Annotated in this window: 17 protein-coding genes; 11 read left to right on the top strand and 6 right to left on the bottom strand. The window is 34.4% G+C overall.

The features are described 5' to 3' along the window. Nucleotide 1: 1 nt before the first annotated feature. From ACKI3H_RS08185 to ACKI3H_RS08175, 3 genes are all read right to left on the bottom strand, one after another. Nucleotides 2-610 carry a CDP-alcohol phosphatidyltransferase family protein gene (locus ACKI3H_RS08185; RefSeq protein ID WP_407371783.1) on the bottom strand — a complete coding sequence of 203 codons (609 nt, stop codon included), beginning with the start codon at nucleotides 608-610 and terminating at the stop codon, nucleotides 2-4. A 2-nt stretch (nucleotides 611-612) separates the two neighbouring features. Continuing rightward, on the bottom strand, nucleotides 613-3,081 hold the full coding sequence (locus ACKI3H_RS08180) for a PEP/pyruvate-binding domain-containing protein (protein WP_407371958.1): 2,469 nt from the start codon (nucleotides 3,079-3,081) through the stop codon (nucleotides 613-615). An 86-nt stretch (nucleotides 3,082-3,167) separates the two neighbouring features. After that, nucleotides 3,168-3,758 (bottom strand): CDP-archaeol synthase, encoded by a 591-nt coding sequence (locus ACKI3H_RS08175; protein ID WP_407371957.1) that lies wholly within the window; start codon nucleotides 3,756-3,758, stop codon nucleotides 3,168-3,170. 367 nt (nucleotides 3,759-4,125) lie between these two features. On the opposite strand from ACKI3H_RS08175, the gene nth reads away from it, so the two are divergent. After that, nucleotides 4,126-4,392 (top strand): endonuclease III domain-containing protein, encoded by a 267-nt coding sequence (nth, locus tag ACKI3H_RS08170; RefSeq protein ID WP_407371782.1) that lies wholly within the window; start codon nucleotides 4,126-4,128, stop codon nucleotides 4,390-4,392. Nucleotides 4,393-4,599: 207 nt separating this feature from the next. Here the strand turns inward: nth and msrA are convergent, their stop codons facing one another. After that, nucleotides 4,600-5,439 (bottom strand): peptide-methionine (S)-S-oxide reductase MsrA, encoded by an 840-nt coding sequence (gene msrA / locus ACKI3H_RS08165; protein ID WP_407371781.1) that lies wholly within the window; start codon nucleotides 5,437-5,439, stop codon nucleotides 4,600-4,602. 321 nt (nucleotides 5,440-5,760) lie between these two features. Between msrA and ACKI3H_RS08160 the strand changes: the two genes are divergently transcribed. Next, on the top strand, nucleotides 5,761-5,964 hold the full coding sequence (locus tag ACKI3H_RS08160; RefSeq protein ID WP_407371956.1) for a 2-keto-3-deoxygluconate permease: 204 nt from the start codon (nucleotides 5,761-5,763) through the stop codon (nucleotides 5,962-5,964). A 54-nt stretch (nucleotides 5,965-6,018) separates the two neighbouring features. Here ACKI3H_RS08160 and ACKI3H_RS08155 read toward each other — a convergent pair whose 3' ends face one another. Next, a complete protein-coding gene (locus tag ACKI3H_RS08155; RefSeq protein ID WP_407371780.1) occupies nucleotides 6,019-7,020 on the bottom strand; it encodes a nucleoid-associated protein in 1,002 nt (333 codons plus the stop codon). Between the two features lie 204 nt (nucleotides 7,021-7,224). Between ACKI3H_RS08155 and ACKI3H_RS08150 the strand changes: the two genes are divergently transcribed. Next, nucleotides 7,225-7,515: a DUF2087 domain-containing protein gene (locus ACKI3H_RS08150; RefSeq protein WP_407371779.1), complete on the top strand. Its 291-nt coding sequence runs from the start codon at nucleotides 7,225-7,227 to the stop codon at nucleotides 7,513-7,515. Between the two features lie 40 nt (nucleotides 7,516-7,555). Further along, a complete protein-coding gene (locus ACKI3H_RS08145; protein WP_407371778.1) occupies nucleotides 7,556-7,936 on the top strand; it encodes a DUF3021 family protein in 381 nt (126 codons plus the stop codon). A 189-nt stretch (nucleotides 7,937-8,125) separates the two neighbouring features. Here the strand turns inward: ACKI3H_RS08145 and ACKI3H_RS08140 are convergent, their stop codons facing one another. Further along, nucleotides 8,126-9,469, bottom strand: a complete 1,344-nt coding sequence (locus ACKI3H_RS08140; RefSeq protein WP_407371777.1) for an Nramp family divalent metal transporter — start codon at nucleotides 9,467-9,469, stop codon at nucleotides 8,126-8,128. Nucleotides 9,470-9,874: 405 nt separating this feature from the next. On the opposite strand from ACKI3H_RS08140, the gene ACKI3H_RS08135 reads away from it, so the two are divergent. From ACKI3H_RS08135 to ACKI3H_RS08105, 7 genes are all read left to right on the top strand, one after another. After that, nucleotides 9,875-10,708: a histidinol-phosphatase HisJ family protein gene (locus ACKI3H_RS08135; RefSeq protein ID WP_407371776.1), complete on the top strand. Its 834-nt coding sequence runs from the start codon at nucleotides 9,875-9,877 to the stop codon at nucleotides 10,706-10,708. 304 nt (nucleotides 10,709-11,012) lie between these two features. Then, nucleotides 11,013-12,506 carry a BglG family transcription antiterminator gene (locus tag ACKI3H_RS08130; RefSeq protein ID WP_407371775.1) on the top strand — a complete coding sequence of 498 codons (1,494 nt, stop codon included), beginning with the start codon at nucleotides 11,013-11,015 and terminating at the stop codon, nucleotides 12,504-12,506. After that, nucleotides 12,496-12,933 carry a PTS sugar transporter subunit IIA gene (locus ACKI3H_RS08125; protein WP_407371774.1) on the top strand — a complete coding sequence of 146 codons (438 nt, stop codon included), beginning with the start codon at nucleotides 12,496-12,498 and terminating at the stop codon, nucleotides 12,931-12,933. The genes ACKI3H_RS08130 and ACKI3H_RS08125 overlap by 11 nt, the downstream gene beginning before the upstream one ends. Nucleotides 12,934-12,944: 11 nt before the next feature. Next, nucleotides 12,945-13,262 carry a PTS fructose transporter subunit IIB gene (locus tag ACKI3H_RS08120; RefSeq protein ID WP_407371773.1) on the top strand — a complete coding sequence of 106 codons (318 nt, stop codon included), beginning with the start codon at nucleotides 12,945-12,947 and terminating at the stop codon, nucleotides 13,260-13,262. Nucleotides 13,263-13,292: 30 nt separating this feature from the next. Next, the gene (locus tag ACKI3H_RS08115) at nucleotides 13,293-13,745 is read left to right on the top strand and encodes a fructose PTS transporter subunit IIA (protein WP_407371772.1); all 453 of its coding nucleotides are present in this window, start codon (nucleotides 13,293-13,295) and stop codon (nucleotides 13,743-13,745) included. Between the two features lie 14 nt (nucleotides 13,746-13,759). After that, a complete protein-coding gene (locus ACKI3H_RS08110; RefSeq protein WP_407371771.1) occupies nucleotides 13,760-14,089 on the top strand; it encodes a PTS fructose transporter subunit IIB in 330 nt (109 codons plus the stop codon). 11 nt (nucleotides 14,090-14,100) lie between these two features. Further along, the gene (locus ACKI3H_RS08105) at nucleotides 14,101-15,201 is read left to right on the top strand and encodes a PTS fructose transporter subunit IIC (protein WP_407371770.1); all 1,101 of its coding nucleotides are present in this window, start codon (nucleotides 14,101-14,103) and stop codon (nucleotides 15,199-15,201) included. Nucleotides 15,202-15,244 lie beyond the last annotated feature (43 nt).

The raw sequence follows: 15,244 nt of genomic DNA, 5'->3' as shown, positions 1-15,244 counted from the left end.
ACTACAATCTCCATAATCCGAACAACGTTACAAACGCTAGTCCTAGGAAGAAGAGGTACATTACTCGATTAGGTTTGGGAATCTTAATGTCCCAGATAAATAGAAAAGCCATCATAGGAGCAAGCAGAAGAAGAATGTATTGAAAACTGCCACTTGAAAACCATTCACTTACCAAATAACCGACCGGAAAAACAAGTGCACCATAGGTAACCGGAACTCCTCGGAAATAAGTAGCTCTTTCTGCTGAATTTCCCTTCGTTTCACGATTGAAATAAGCCAGTCTTGTAACAGCAGTGATGATATAAATAATAGCTAAAAAAATGTTCATTAAAGGAAACCGGCCTTGTGCGATCAATAAAACTGCGGGCAATGCCGCAAAACTGATCATATCGCAAAGGGTATCAATCTCCACACCAAATTGTTCTTGCGCTTTTGTTCTGTCAAAGGAACGCGCAACCATGCCATCAAATAAATCACAGAGCCCGCTCACAATAAAGCAACTCATCGCCCAGATCATCTCACCTTGAATGATGAAATGCATCGCTACTAACGACAGGGCTGTCCCAAAATAAGTTAAATAGACAAACTTTCCATATTCTCCAATAAACATTTTTAGCATCCACCTTTATGAATTGTAATGTCACCCGTTGTTCCATTCATTGTAACGGTCATTCCTGTTTTTAAGTTTTCAGTAGCATTTGTTGCACAGACGATCGTTGGAATCCCAAATTCTCTGGCAACAATTGAGGCATGGCATAAAATACCGCCAGTTTCTGTAATCAGACCCTTAATGGAACCAAAAGCGTGGCTCCAACCTGTATCTGTAAAACGAGTCACCAAAATTTCGCCAGCTTGCAACTGATGGATATCTTTAGGATCTAGTAAGATTCTTACTTTTCCAGAAACAATTCCATCGTTAGCACCGATTCCAGCTAAATAGAATTGTTTATCGACCAAAAGATTTTCGATCTCTGGGGAAGCACTTGTCTCCATTAAATCTCCTGGAGGAACAAAATGGCGATAAGCCTGACAATATATACGATTGTCTTGTACGGATTTTTGAAGACTTTCTTGAGATAACTGATTAGTCATAAAAGAGTGTAACGTTTCTTTCTCAAGATAGAATAGGTCTTCTGTTTGATCAATATATCCTAGTTGGGAATACCTTGCACCTAATTTCAAAGTGATTTGACGAACCAAGTGATAAAAACGAGTGGATACATCTTTAAATTCTTCACGCCACCACAATAATTCACGTAGCATTTTGATATCCTTCATTACTTTGGTACGTTGCCATTTAGTGACATAAGGTTCAATCAGTTTTTCCATTTGCTCATCTGTCAGCGTTTGTGAGAATGAGCGTTGAGCGGTCGTGAGTTTCTCTGGATGATCCACGTAGTCTTTTAATAGATCAACAACTAGCAGTTGGTTTTCGCTATAACTTGGCACCAATAAATTCAATTCACGATTTGAATGATAGCCAAAGGTTTCTTGAAAAGCTTCAATCCGTAGCGCATCTAAACGATGGGGCTGTTTGGTTAGCAGCGTATTGATGTCTACAGGACTGTTCATCATCCATTCCTGCTTAAATGTGTCATTTGTAACGATGATCTCAACAATCTCATACAGATCCTGTAGCGGTTGGATATGTGAAACTGTGCCTAGTTTTGAGATAAGCTGAAAAAAGGTATCTAAGGGCAATTTTTTCAATAAAGCTGTTTTTTTCATGGAAAGCTGTACCGTATTGACATAGACTTGCCAGAAATAAGTCTGTTCACTTTGTAAATAAGCATCGTTAATGATGGTTTCCCATAATTCTTCAATATCTTGCTGATCTGTTGCGGAAGAGAGCGATTGGATTTTTTTATCGATTGATTGATACGTTTCTAATAGTTGTTTGTGTTGTTTTGCTGCCGTTTGCTGTTGTTGCTGAGTTGTTTTATTGATCTTGATCGCTACAGTTATCAAATGGCTGAGCGTCTTGACTGATAGTTTGCTTTTATATCCATCTCCTTGATAATTTTTGTAAACGCCAAGCTCGTCGTCAAATTCGCGTTCAATATAGCCAGGTATCCGTGACATGGCTTCTTTTACAATGCCAATATTCCAATAGGGTCTTGCAAAATGATTGATAGAAAGCTGGTTGATGTTTGTTGAATCGTATAACTTATTTTGAATCAAGAATTTTTCTAACGTAGTCTGCCAAGATTCGCGGTATAAACTCCACATCAACCCTGGACAAGGCTGTGCAGAGACACCGCCATCACGAAAATTCGTTGTTGTCCAATTGCCTTCATCGATTTTTCGGCGAATCGTTGTGATTGGCCGAGCTTGTAAGAAAAATAAAGAATCTTTGCTGAAACAAAATTCTACATCGATAGGATAGCCATAAAAGGTCGCAATCAAAAGTAACTGTTTTCGAAGCTGATTCAACTGATCTGAAGATAAAATTTTCGAGCCATCCGTTAGTCCAATCGTTGAAAACCAGTCGATCGTCAAGTGTTCAGGAGTAACCAACCCACTAACGAGCTGTTCACCGGCACCTTCCACTACTTCAAGGGTTAATAGGCGATCGTTATTTGTCAAAGGATTGAGAGTAAACGCAACACCACTGGAAACTGCTGAAATTTGTTCTTGAATAATGACAGACATTTTTAGATTTTGAATATCCAATTGTTGTGTCTGCCAATAATTTAAACTAGCGGGCTTAAAAAGAGAGGCGATACACTGTTTTAATGCAGCAATAATGTTATCATTCGTCGTGCAGTTTGCAATCGTGTCGTATTGTCCAGCAAAAGAAGTAGATGCTTGGTCTTCCATCAAGCCGCTGCTTCGCACAATATAGGTTTTATTAGGAGATATCAGATCACTTATTTCTTTATGTAATTCCGCTGGGAAACTCAGTTGGTCTAGACGTTGAACAATCGTTTCATAGGTTGGTAGGCTAGGTTGATTCGTTGCTTCTAATCCTACTAATTCTGGGATTGCTTCAGTCCATAGTGAAGTGAGTTTATCTTCTGAAATGAAATAGCCTTTAGGTACCTGAAGGTCTAACTGAGACAAATTAATCAACGCGTTTATTTTACCGCCATACCGCGGATTTGTTTTTGCAGTTTCTATTAAAGTCCAATAAATTGTCTATGCACCTCCTTGTACATCTAACATAATTAGAATGGATTTTTTCTTAATTTAAACCAATACAATAATTGATTGACTACGATATGAGTACCGGCTCCCAAAAGGATAAATCCGAAAAAATGAGCTAAACTTATTGGAACCAGAACCGCGACAACTAGAGCACAACCCAACAATGAATCTGCTTGGTCAATAAAAATAAAGAACCACTTCCAATGATTGTTTGCTGGTTTACCAGGTTTGATCTCTAGCCGTCGTTTCATAAAACTATTGGGCAATTCAAAAATGACATAAGCTAACCCTAATAAAACCCCAATCCAAAGATTGTTTAGGATAGAATTTGCATAGACGTCATAGAAGAGGTTCAGCGATTCAAGAGAGGGGCTAGTTTTTAGAATGAGTCCCCAGACGATCTGAGATAGCCCGCCAAAAAGAATCATACCAATAAAACCTTTCCAAGTTTTGTTTTGACCAAATAATCGCTTACCGTCTGATAATATCCTCCCTGCATCCATGGGGATGTTTAAACGTTGATAGGTAGGGTATTTACAAAATACCATATTAGCAACACCTGCAAAAATGACTGACATTAAGGTAATGTATAAACTTAAAATGGTTTCCAACACAGTAATTTCCTCTTTCTCTTATAAAAATATAAAGGTTTCTCTTTATGTTAAACTATTTTTGTGAATTTTTAAACAAAATCAATTCAGTGAAAATATAAATGACTTTTTAGTCATTCAGTTTGATCTCGAGAACCCTAATTTACGCAGATTTTTGAGGAACAATTCTTTTATTTATTATACCTCAGTCAGCAGTGCTAAAGAACTAGTAAACCGTTAGTTTAACGATTAAAAAGCCAGACTGGCAGGAATATGTAAAGTTATTCTTATAGCTCTGGCTTCATAGAAATTAAGATACTACTAAACTTGATTTTAGTGCTAGTGAATATAGGGTATATTAAAAAAAAGGAATAAAGTAGGAAAACATATGCTGACAAAAGAAGCCGCACAACACGTTATCTATGAAATTATGAAACTTTATCCTGATGCTACCCCAACGATGCGTTACCAAAATCCATTTCAATTGTTGATGGTCGTTATATTAAGTGCTCGGGCAACAGATGTGTCAGTCGCTAAAGTGAAAGACCGGTTATTCGAACGTTATCCAAATCCTCAATCTGTTGTCGAGTCTTCACCTGAAGAAATTGAATCATACATAAAAACAGTCGGACTGTACCGATATATGAGAATTTAGAAGAAGTAAATCCAACTGACTCAACTGATACTGGCTAAATAATCGGTGCCATAAACGAAAAATCTTCCTTTGTACGAAGCATTGAAAAGCTCATACAAAGGAAGATTTCTTAAATAAAATTTTTACTTTTTCAATATCTACTACCACTTCAGAAAGCGAGAGAACTACGTGACCTAATTTTGCAGCTTTCTTTTCTAGATCAACGAATTAACTTTTTCTTTTAAAGCGACTGAATTCAGTCCGAATTTTACCTTGTAAACGTTGGAAACTCAAAAATTGTTGGCGTGACCGTTCGATTCTGTTGTATCGCGTAGGATTCTTTTTATAAAATTGTTGGTGGTAATTTTCAGCCGGCCAAAATACACTTGCAGGCTCAATAGAGGTAACAATCGGACGTTTGTACTTACCAGATTCTGCTAATTGCTGTTTGGATTTTTCAGCAATCTGACGTTGATGCTCATTTTTAACAAAAATAATCGGACGGTATTGACTGCCTCGATCTTGAAATTGACCAAACGCATCTGTAGGATCTGTCAGCTGCCAATAAAGCTCTACCAAATCGGTGTATTGAATGATTCTCGTATCAAAAATAATCTCCACCGCTTCTACATGATCTGTATACTGGCCACTTACTTGGTCATATGTTGGATGGTCCATATGCCCACCAGTGTACCCAGATAAAACAGAAATGATTCCATCACGAGTCTCGAAGGGCTCTACCATACACCAGAAACAGCCGCCAGCAAATACCACAGAATCCTGATGATTCGGATTATCAAGGGAGTGTTTCGTAAAATCAAATTGTCCGGTGGCAGTAGTATTGCCCGTGAGGCTGTTATAAAAATCAGTCACGTCGGCGGTTAAGTTATTTCTTAATGCGAGCGGACGTAATTCAGCCTCAAGCTTTGAAAGTTGATCGTTAACATTCACACCGTTCTCTAGGGCATTTTTGGTCGTCGATAATGCTGATCGTTCCCAATCACGAGTTCCAGGATTTAGTATTAGATTGTAGAGAGCATTGATTGTCTCTTCCTGATTCATTTTCATCTTGACGACCTTCCTTACATTGGAATTTTTAGTAGAGTGTTCTGAATAAATTTATTTAATAAACTGCTTCTTTCTATCATTATACTATACATTAGCAAGTTGGGTCTAAGGGACCTTTAAATCTAAAAATAGCTCTATTTCAGATTTCCAAGATTGAATTTTGGATAAAAGTACAATAATTTGGGATGGAACATTAGTCAAGGGATTGATTTAGTGGAAGCGATTAAATCAATAATATTGGATCTTGTATTCGTTATTATTTATTACATCTATACTTCTCCAATTTACTTCACAGATGAAAAGTTGTTGAAATAAGATGGTATTTCCGGACTTTCCATGATCTCCATTGCGGGTGTTTCGGTGTCTGCTCCAATGTTGTTGTCTCAGACTCATCCAGAGTTAGCATCCTATGTGAAAAGTGCTACTGCGCAGCTCTTAACAGGAGTTGTAGTAACAAGTTTGCTTACTTCATTTTTGGTGAAAAAATTGCATTCAAAAAATACAGAACAAAAAATAGTCAAATAGATTTATACTCCACCAAAAAAGAGATTTCTCATTTAGAGAAATCTCTTTTTTTAATTAAAACAAGTTTTTAATTTTTTCAATGTTTTTGATCATAACAGAAGTGGTTCCATCTGGATTATTGATAAACTCCACAACGTCTGGGTCTCTGTAAAGTTCTATAGGAATGCTGATCTCAATTCCATTATCTAAACGAAATTTTTGTTTAGAATATTTTGGTCCGGCAACAGCTACTTCAGCAGGAGCACGATCCACGTAACCTAAATCTTTGATTTCTTCAAAAAACTTCTCTTTTTTTGCATGGTTATCTCCATAAAGAGTTTCAGCGATCATTTGATTATCAATAACATTTTCTTCCGTCATACTGTGAACAAGTGCATCTTTCGTATCAGCCAGTACTTGAAATTCTTCATCATCAAATGCTTTGCTTGTTTTTTGAACAGCTTTTTTGATAATTGAAATATTCTCTTTGAGACTTGGTTGGGGCTTATCTTCTAAAAATAATTCGGTGAAATAATAAATTTTTTCTGCTAATTCATCAATTAGGTGCTTTTTCTCAATTACATGATACTCCATAGTGTTCAAATTTAACACCATTCCCTCATGTATCGCTTGGCGTGCACTTGGTAAGATGGAACGATTGATAATCAACTGATTCGTCAACGTGTCTTCTTCGTACGAGACATAGTGCGTGATACTATCAGAATAGTTTAATTTGAAAAGCCCTAACTGGGGCACTTCGTCTAACGTAAAATAAACAAATAATAAGTCGGCTGGTGGTATTTCTGGATTGAGTTTTGTAATAGAAAAGAATTTTTCGGTCAATATTTTGGTTGTCTCAATAAAGTCTTCTTGGATAGAAGAAAAAGTTTGGTTTAAAGGATTGCTTTCGGTTAATACCCCAGTTTTCATATTGTCTGAGTCTTCTACTTTCTCAATCATAGCGTGAAGATAGTCAAACGTGAATTTCTCCGTAAGATCTAAGCCAGCAAAAGAGAAGATAGGTTCGTTACTGTTCAAATCAAAAATGTGTAAAATGGCTTCTTTTATATAAATCATCTTGTTCCCTCCGTTTTCAGTCACGCTTATCAGTATCTCACAAATGAGACAATCCCAAAAGAGATTTTTGGACTAAACGTTCCTTTATAAGTTTGAATTAAATTGTTTAGAATATTGACTCTCACCATTTTTTAATGATACAGTTACTATGAAATTTACTTGTTTTTAAATCAAAAAGGAATTTTTAAGAAGGAGAAATGACTTATGAGGTATCAATACACACAACAAGAAAAGGAAAACGTGGTCACGAACTTTATGAAAAATGATAAAGTAACTAAAGTGCCGGCAAAAGAAAAAAAGAAATACATATTATTATCGGAATTCATCACCAGATTCGAACAAGGAAAGATATATTCAGAGAAAGAAATTAATGCGGAGTTACTTAATGTTTATCCAGCAGGTGAGTACGTTGAACAGAGAAGATATTTGATTACCTTTAATTTTTTCAAAAGGACTAGTGATGGTAGTCAGTATTGGCTAAACATTCAAGGATAAGTACAAAAAAAGACCTAAAGAGGTTCGAAAGGAGATTTAAATGAAGCTTTTATTTAAAGGGTTAATTAGAGGAACTATTCCATTTAGTATTATGTTCATGATGTCTTTATGGAATTACTTTCAAGGATCAACAACGGATGCTAGAACATTTTTCTTTAACGGATTGATTATTTTATTTTTGGGAATAGCGAGTGTGATATATGAAGTTAACCGTTGGAATTTCCCTAAACAAATTATGATTCACTACATAACAATGCTGCTTACGGTATTCCCCATTCTTTTGTTGAGTGGTTATTATCCGTTGACCTCTTTTGGTGATTTGCTAAATGTATTTTTGCTTTTTAACAAAGTAGGGATTATGCTTTTTATTGCAACATTCATCATTGCAAAAGTGCGTAGAGAATTTAGTAGACGAAATTGACAGTAGCCTATATATTAAAAATGTTGAAAGACTAAAAAGACTAAAAAGACTAAAAAGACTAAAAAGACTAAAAAGACTAAAAAGACTAAAAAGACTATAGCTAGTTTAATTAGCTGTAGTCTTTTTAATCGCTGAGATCTTTAAATGATGAAGTAGTCCTATTTCAGCACTAAAGGAATAAGAAAATGGTTATAGGGCAATCAATGTATAGATGATTAAATAAACGTTTAAACAAATAATGATAACAGTAGCTGTCCAAGCCACTATTTTGACCAAAGTTGAGTTTACGAAACTTCCCATTTTATCTTTATCACTGGTAAATAAAACCAGTGGAACGAGTGCAAAGGGGAGTTGCATACTTAAAATAACCTGACTGAATATTAAAAGATCGGTAGTCCCGTTTTCTCCGGCAATAATGGTCACAATAAATACTGGGATCACAGCTAGTAATCTTGTAATAATTCGGCGTACCCAGGGTTTAACTCTTAAATGAATAAAGCCTTCCATGACGATTTGACCGCTTAGTGTTCCCGTGATGGTCGAATTTTGACCAGAAGCTAATAAAGCAATGGCAAATAAGGTGCTCGCTATAGATGCGCCAATAGATGGTGCAAGTAAAGCATAGGCATCTTCTATTCCACTGACAACTTGACCGTTACCGTAAAAAGCTGAGGCACCTAAAATTAAAATCATCGAATTAATCAAAAAAGCAATAGTCAAGGAAAAGATAGAATCGATTCGAGCAAATGTCACTGCTTCTTTTTTTCCTTTTTCTGTACGTTCGTAATTTCTTGTCTGAATGATTGAAGAATGCAAATAGAGATTGTGGGGCATAACGGTTGCACCTAATATTCCTAAACCTACAAATAGGATTGAAGGATTCGTGATAATTTCTGAACTTGGTAGATAACCATCAACTAGATCGGTGACATTTGGATTAGATAATAAAATTTCATATGCAAAAATGATAAATATTGTTGCCATTAAGACTATGACGACACTTTCAATAATACGAAAACTGCGTTTCTGCAGTAAAAGCAACAAAAGCACATCTAACGTTGTGATTGTCACACCTAAAAGAATCGGAATGTTAAATAACAGTTTTAGTGCGATAGCAGAACCAATAACTTCAGCAATATCAGTAGCAATAATGGCGACTTCTGTTAAAATCCATAAGAAAAAAGAAGTTTTTTTTCCGACAGAAGCACTAGTTGCTTGAGCTAGATCCATACTTGTGGCAATTCCTAAACGTGCAGCCATTTCTTGCATCAAGGTTGCGACTAGGCTAGCAACCAATATGACACTCAATAAGGTATAACCAAATTTAGATCCACCCTCTATAGAGGTCGCCCAGTTACCTGGATCAACATACCCAACCGCCACTAATGCACCAGGTCCCATAAAAGCAAGTAACTTTCTTAAAAAAGAAGCATTTGTTAGTGGAACTTTTACTGAACTATTGACTTCTTCCAAACTGATGGAATCTATTTTTCTTATCCATCCTTTATCACTAATTTTTTCGCTTTTATTCATTTCACTTCAGATCCATTCGTTGTGTATTCTACTTCTAACATTCGTTAGTTTAGAACTCTACATCCCTTTTGTAAATAGAAGAATGGAAATTAGAATATAAATACGTTTACAAAAAAATGAGAAATAGTATCTATACCACTTACTTTATACATTATATAGTTCTCAGTTAGTGAATAAACTTTATGGAGAAGGTCTTAAGAAGTCCGTTTCTTAAAACCTTCTCTTTTTTGTGGCAGGTTAAATGTTAAAGTGACAAAATATCTTCCGAATGATACGATTATAATTGAAAAGCCTGCTATACTTTTTAGGTTATTAAGTAAACAAAATACGAAAAGTGATGAAAAACTATCACATAGAAAAAAGAGGAAATAAACAAAATAGTGAGAATTTAAAGGAGGTTTTTAGATGGTTTATGCAGATTATCATGTGCATAGTGATTACAGTGACGACTCTTGGTATTTAATGGAGGATGTTGTAAAAGATGCTATTCAATTGGGATTAAAAGACATTTGTTTTACAGATCATGTTGATTATGGGGTTAAACCCGATTGGAAACCAGGGGAAGAATTTCAAGTAGGTAAGAATAAAGAGGTTAAAAATGTTCATTATAATTTATATTTTGCAGAGCTAGATAAACTTGCTAAGAAATATGAAAAAGAGATAAACATAAAAAAAGGATTGGAATTTGGTATGCAGGTCCATACGATACCTCAATTTGAAAAACTTTACCAGTCTCAAGTTTTTGATTTCATTTTATTATCGGTACATCAAATTGAAAACAAAGAATTTTGGACAGGAGAATTTCAAAAAGGACATACTCATAAAGAAAGTTATGATAGATATTACGATGAAATGTATCAATTGGTCACTACTTATAAAAATTATAGTGTGTTGGGGCATATGGACTTAGTGAGACGCTATTTAGATAAAGAAGTCGATAGGTTTGAGTACAATAAAGATAAAATAAAAGAAATATTAAAAGTAGTTATAGCAAATAATAAAGGAATAGAAGTAAATACGTCCTCTAGTCGTTATGAGATTAACGGATTGACACCTTCCATAGAAATCCTAAAACTATATCACGAACTTGGCGGTAAAATTATTACGATTGGCAGTGATAGTCATAAACCAGAACATCTAGGTTTTAACATTAGAGAAGCTAAAAAAATATTAAAAGATATCGGTTATACTCAGTTTTGTACTTTTGATAAAATGACCCCTGTTTTTCACGAATTATAAAAAAGCTTGTTTAGTTAAACTGCATTTCACAAACAATTAAAAAAAATAAGTAAATTAATTATATGACGGCTTTAACCCGAGTTTCTTTCGGAGTTAAAGCCGTCATCTTTTAATCTTGATATTAAAATTACTATCAATTAAATGAAATCAAAATAAGTGGCAAATGATTTTTCTTTAAGACGAGTCATTTTTACTAAATTAGATCTTTTAGGTGCATTAATAAAATGACCATTGCAACGGTCAATTTTCAGGGAAGCGTTTTCTTTAAACTAGGTTACTATAAATACAACAAGGAGGGGTGGCTTTGAGTTCAACCAATAGTCGTGAACAAAAGCTGTTACTGTTTCTTTCTAAAAATCAAGATTACGTTACTTCAGAAGATTTAACAGAAATATTAACTGTTTCTAAAAAAACAGTCTATCGTTTGATTAAAAAAATTAACGAGGAATATGTGGACAATCCTTTAATTCTATCTGAAAAAGGAAGAGGGTATAAATTAGATCACGAAAAGTTTATCAACTATCAAAAAAGTAGCAAGAAATACAAGGAAAATCAATTTTCTACTAACGAGAGACGCAAACGAATCATGGAAGAATTATTGTTGTCTTCGCCAAAACCTTTAAATATCTATCAATTATTTAGCAACTATTATGTAGGAGACTCAGTTATTTTCAATGATGAACAAATTATGAGTGAAGAACTTAAAAAGTATAACTTGACTTTAGAAAGAAAAAACAGAACGTTAGCTGTATTAGGGGAAGAAGTTAATATTAGAAAGGCCATCAAAGATAGTATTGAAATATTTAATATTATTGATATTGACGATTTGAAAAGTAATCAAGAACTTAATTTCAATAAGTACGATGTTTTGTTTATATTAGATCAATTAAGGATCATTGAAAAAGAGCTAGAAATAACCATTCCCTATCCGTATAATGTAAACATTTTTTCGCATTTATATATACTGCTCAGTCGTTCAAGAAAAATCCCAGCATTACTGTTTACGGATAAAATCACTAATGAAGAAATGGAAAATATGAAGAGAGATAGTATTTTGTATCAGGTTGCAAAAGTTACTGTTAACAATATTGAAAAATATTTAAACAGTAATTTACCGGATATTGAAATTTATTTTCTTTACCAATATCTAGTTTCATCAAGGATGCAAGGCTCACTAGCTAAAACGTCTACTTTTTCACCAAAAGTTATCCAAATGACTAAAGTATATATTGAAGAAATGAGTATCAAATTAGGTATTGATATCGAAAGTCAGTCTATATTTATTGATTTAGCCAATCATATCAAACCAATGCTTAATCGGTTAGAACACAAAATTAGAGTTAAAAACAACTTGTTGAATCAAATTAAGGTAGCTTATGAAGAAATATTTTTGGAAGTGACTAACGTATCTAACTTTGTAAGTGAAAAATTCAGCTTGCCAATTATAAATGATGATGAAAATGGCTTTATCACTCTTTATTTTGCAAAGATTATTGAGACAAGCCAATATCAACAACCTATAAAAACACTTATCATGTGTACTACAGGTATTGGAACATCAGAACTTTTAAGAGCAAAAGTAGCAAAGAAATTTCCTGAAATAGAAATTGTAGATGTAATAGCCTCACGAAATATGCAACTGTTTAAAGAGAAATACGAAGATGTTGAATTGATTTTAAGTACCGTCCATATTGAAGATAACAGGCCTATTCCGTATTTATTAGTGAGTGCAATGTTTACGATTGATGATCAGAAGAGACTTCAGAAAAAAATAGAGGAGATTTACCATGGACGCTAATTTATTCTATGAAGTTCATTTTAATCGTGAGTTGAGGACAAAAGAAGAAGTCTATTCTTTTATCTCTGAAATGGTCTGTCAGGGTGAAGACTCTCAAAAAGACGAAATAATAAAGCAACTGATTGAAAGAGAACAGGTAGGCAGCACTTTAATTGCGCATCATGTGCTATTGCCTCATATAGAAAGCAATCAAGTAAACAAAAGTCGAATACTATTTATTCGATTAGTAAAACCTATAGCAATGTGGGATTGTCAGACAAAAGATATCCAGTTGTTGATTGTCCTATTATTGAAGAAAAATGAGATTGACCAAATAAAGAAAAAAATTTCGTTATTTTCAAAGACATTAGCAGATGAAGACTATTTAGATCGGTTGTTAGAAATTACAGATAAAAAAGTTTTTGAAAAAGAAATAATAAAAATTTAGGAGGAAGAATGATGAAAATAGTAGGAGTAGCAGCATGTACAGTTGGGATCGCACACACGTATATCGCACAAGAAAAATTAGAAAATGCCGCAAAAAAATCCGGATATGAAATCGTCATTGAAACACAAGGAACTATTGGGATAGAAAATGAATTAACTGCAGAACAGATTTCAAAGGCAGATGTGGTTATTTTAGCAGTAGATGTAAAAATTTCTGGTCGTGAAAGATTTGACGGAAAAAGAATCATTCAAGTTCCAACAGAAATTGCAATTAAATCACCAAATAAATTAATTGAAAAAGCGGCAGAAGTTGTTCTGCAAAATAACTAATTTTTAAAAATGAGAGGAGAGAGATAGAAAATGGAAGTAAAAAATATTGTCGATTTAAAAACAATCAAAACCAAGATGCGTTCTAAAACTAAAGATGAAGCATTGAAAGAATTAACTGAATTATTGTTAAAAAATGAATACATTACTGATGTTGATGGTTTTATGAAAGATATTTACGCTAGAGAAGCAGAGGGACAAACTGGAATTGGTGGTTATATTGCTATTCCTCACGGGAAAAGTAATTTCGTGAAGAAAATAGGAGTAGCTATTGGAATCATTGAAGAAGAAATTCCTTGGGAAACATTAGATGGCAAAGGAGTAAAGGGAATCATACTTTTTGCTGTAGGCAATGACAATGAAGGAGCTCAAAATCATTTGAAATTATTATCATTATTTGCAAGAAAGTTAGGGAATGACGAAGTAGTTGAAAAGTTATTACAGTCAAAAAAAGCTGAAGATGTAGAAGATGCTTTTAGTAATTAAAAAGGAGAGAGAATATGAAAATAGTAGGAGTAGCAGCATGTACAGTTGGAATCGCTCATACGTACATTGCACAAGAAAAATTAGAAAATGCTGCAAAAAAAGCAGGTTACGATATTACCATTGAAACACAGGGAACAATAGGAATAGAAAATGAATTAACTGCAGAACAAATTGCAGAAGCAGATGTGGTTATTTTAGCAGTGGATGTGAAAATTTCTGGACGTGAAAGATTCGACGGGAAAAGAATGATTCAAGTTCCAACGGAAGTCGCAATTAAATCACCCAATAAATTAATTGAAAAAGCGGTAGAAATTGTTGAACAAAGTAATCGAGAAGCTGTATAGGAGGAAGGAAAATGAAAAAAATTAAAGAATTGAATCTTAAAGGTCATTTATTGACAGCGATTTCATATTTGATTCCAATTGTTTGTGGTGCAGGTTTTTTAATCGCAATTGGTATGGCTTTTGGAGGTACTAGTCAACCTCAATTGATCCAAGGTGAATTCTCTATTTGGGATGCTTTTGCAACAATGGGTGGAGCAGGATTAGGCCTGTTGCCTGTAGTTATAGCTACAGGAATTGCTTACTCAATTGCAGGAAAGCCAGGGATAGCGCCAGGTTTTATCATTGGATTAACAGCTAACGCAATTGGGGCTGGATTTATTGGAGGACTTTTGGGAGGATACTTAGCCGGCTACCTTGTGATGGCTACTTTAAAATACGTTAAAGTACCTAAGTGGGCTAAAGGATTAATGCCAACTTTGATTATTCCATTTTTAACGTCAGTTATTGGTGGTTTGATGATGATTTACATTATTGGTTTGCCAATTGCCGCTTTTACATCTTTATTGACAAATGCTTTAGATAGTTTAGGATCTTCTTCATTGCTATTATTTGGTGGAGTTATAGGGTTATTGAGTGGGGTTGACTATGGTGGACCTATTAATAAAACTGTATTTGCATTTGTATTGACCATGCAAGCAGAAGGTCTGAATGGTCCAATAACAGCATTACAATTAGTAAATACAGCAACACCAATCGGTTTTGGATTAGCCTATTTTATAGCAAAATTGTTCAGAAAAAATATTTATACACCAGTAGAAGTTGAAACATTGAAATCAGCAGTTCCAATGGGCGTTATTAACATTGTTGAAGGTGTCATTCCAATCGTTATGAATGATATTGTTCGTGGTGTAATTGCAACAGCTATCGGTGGAGCAGCCGGCGGAGCAGTGTCTATGGTATTAGGAGCAGATGCAACTGTACCATTTGGAGGAGTATTGATGATTCCGACGATGTCTAGACCGTGGGCAGGAGTTGCGGCACTGGTAGTAAACATTCTTGTAACAGGAGTAACGTTAGCTTTAATTAAGAAAAATGTGACACAAGACGATATGAATATGCAATCAGAAGTTGAAGAAGCAGATATTGACCTAGATGATATCCAAATTTTCTAATAAGTATCTGCAAAAATTTTGTGAAATAATTAAAATAGATGGA

This window comes from Carnobacterium sp. (assembly GCF_045617425.1).
Classification (GTDB): domain Bacteria; phylum Bacillota; class Bacilli; order Lactobacillales; family Carnobacteriaceae; genus Carnobacterium_B.
The sequence above is the reverse complement of the archived record's forward strand: the minus strand, read 5'-3'. Positions and strand labels throughout refer to the sequence as shown.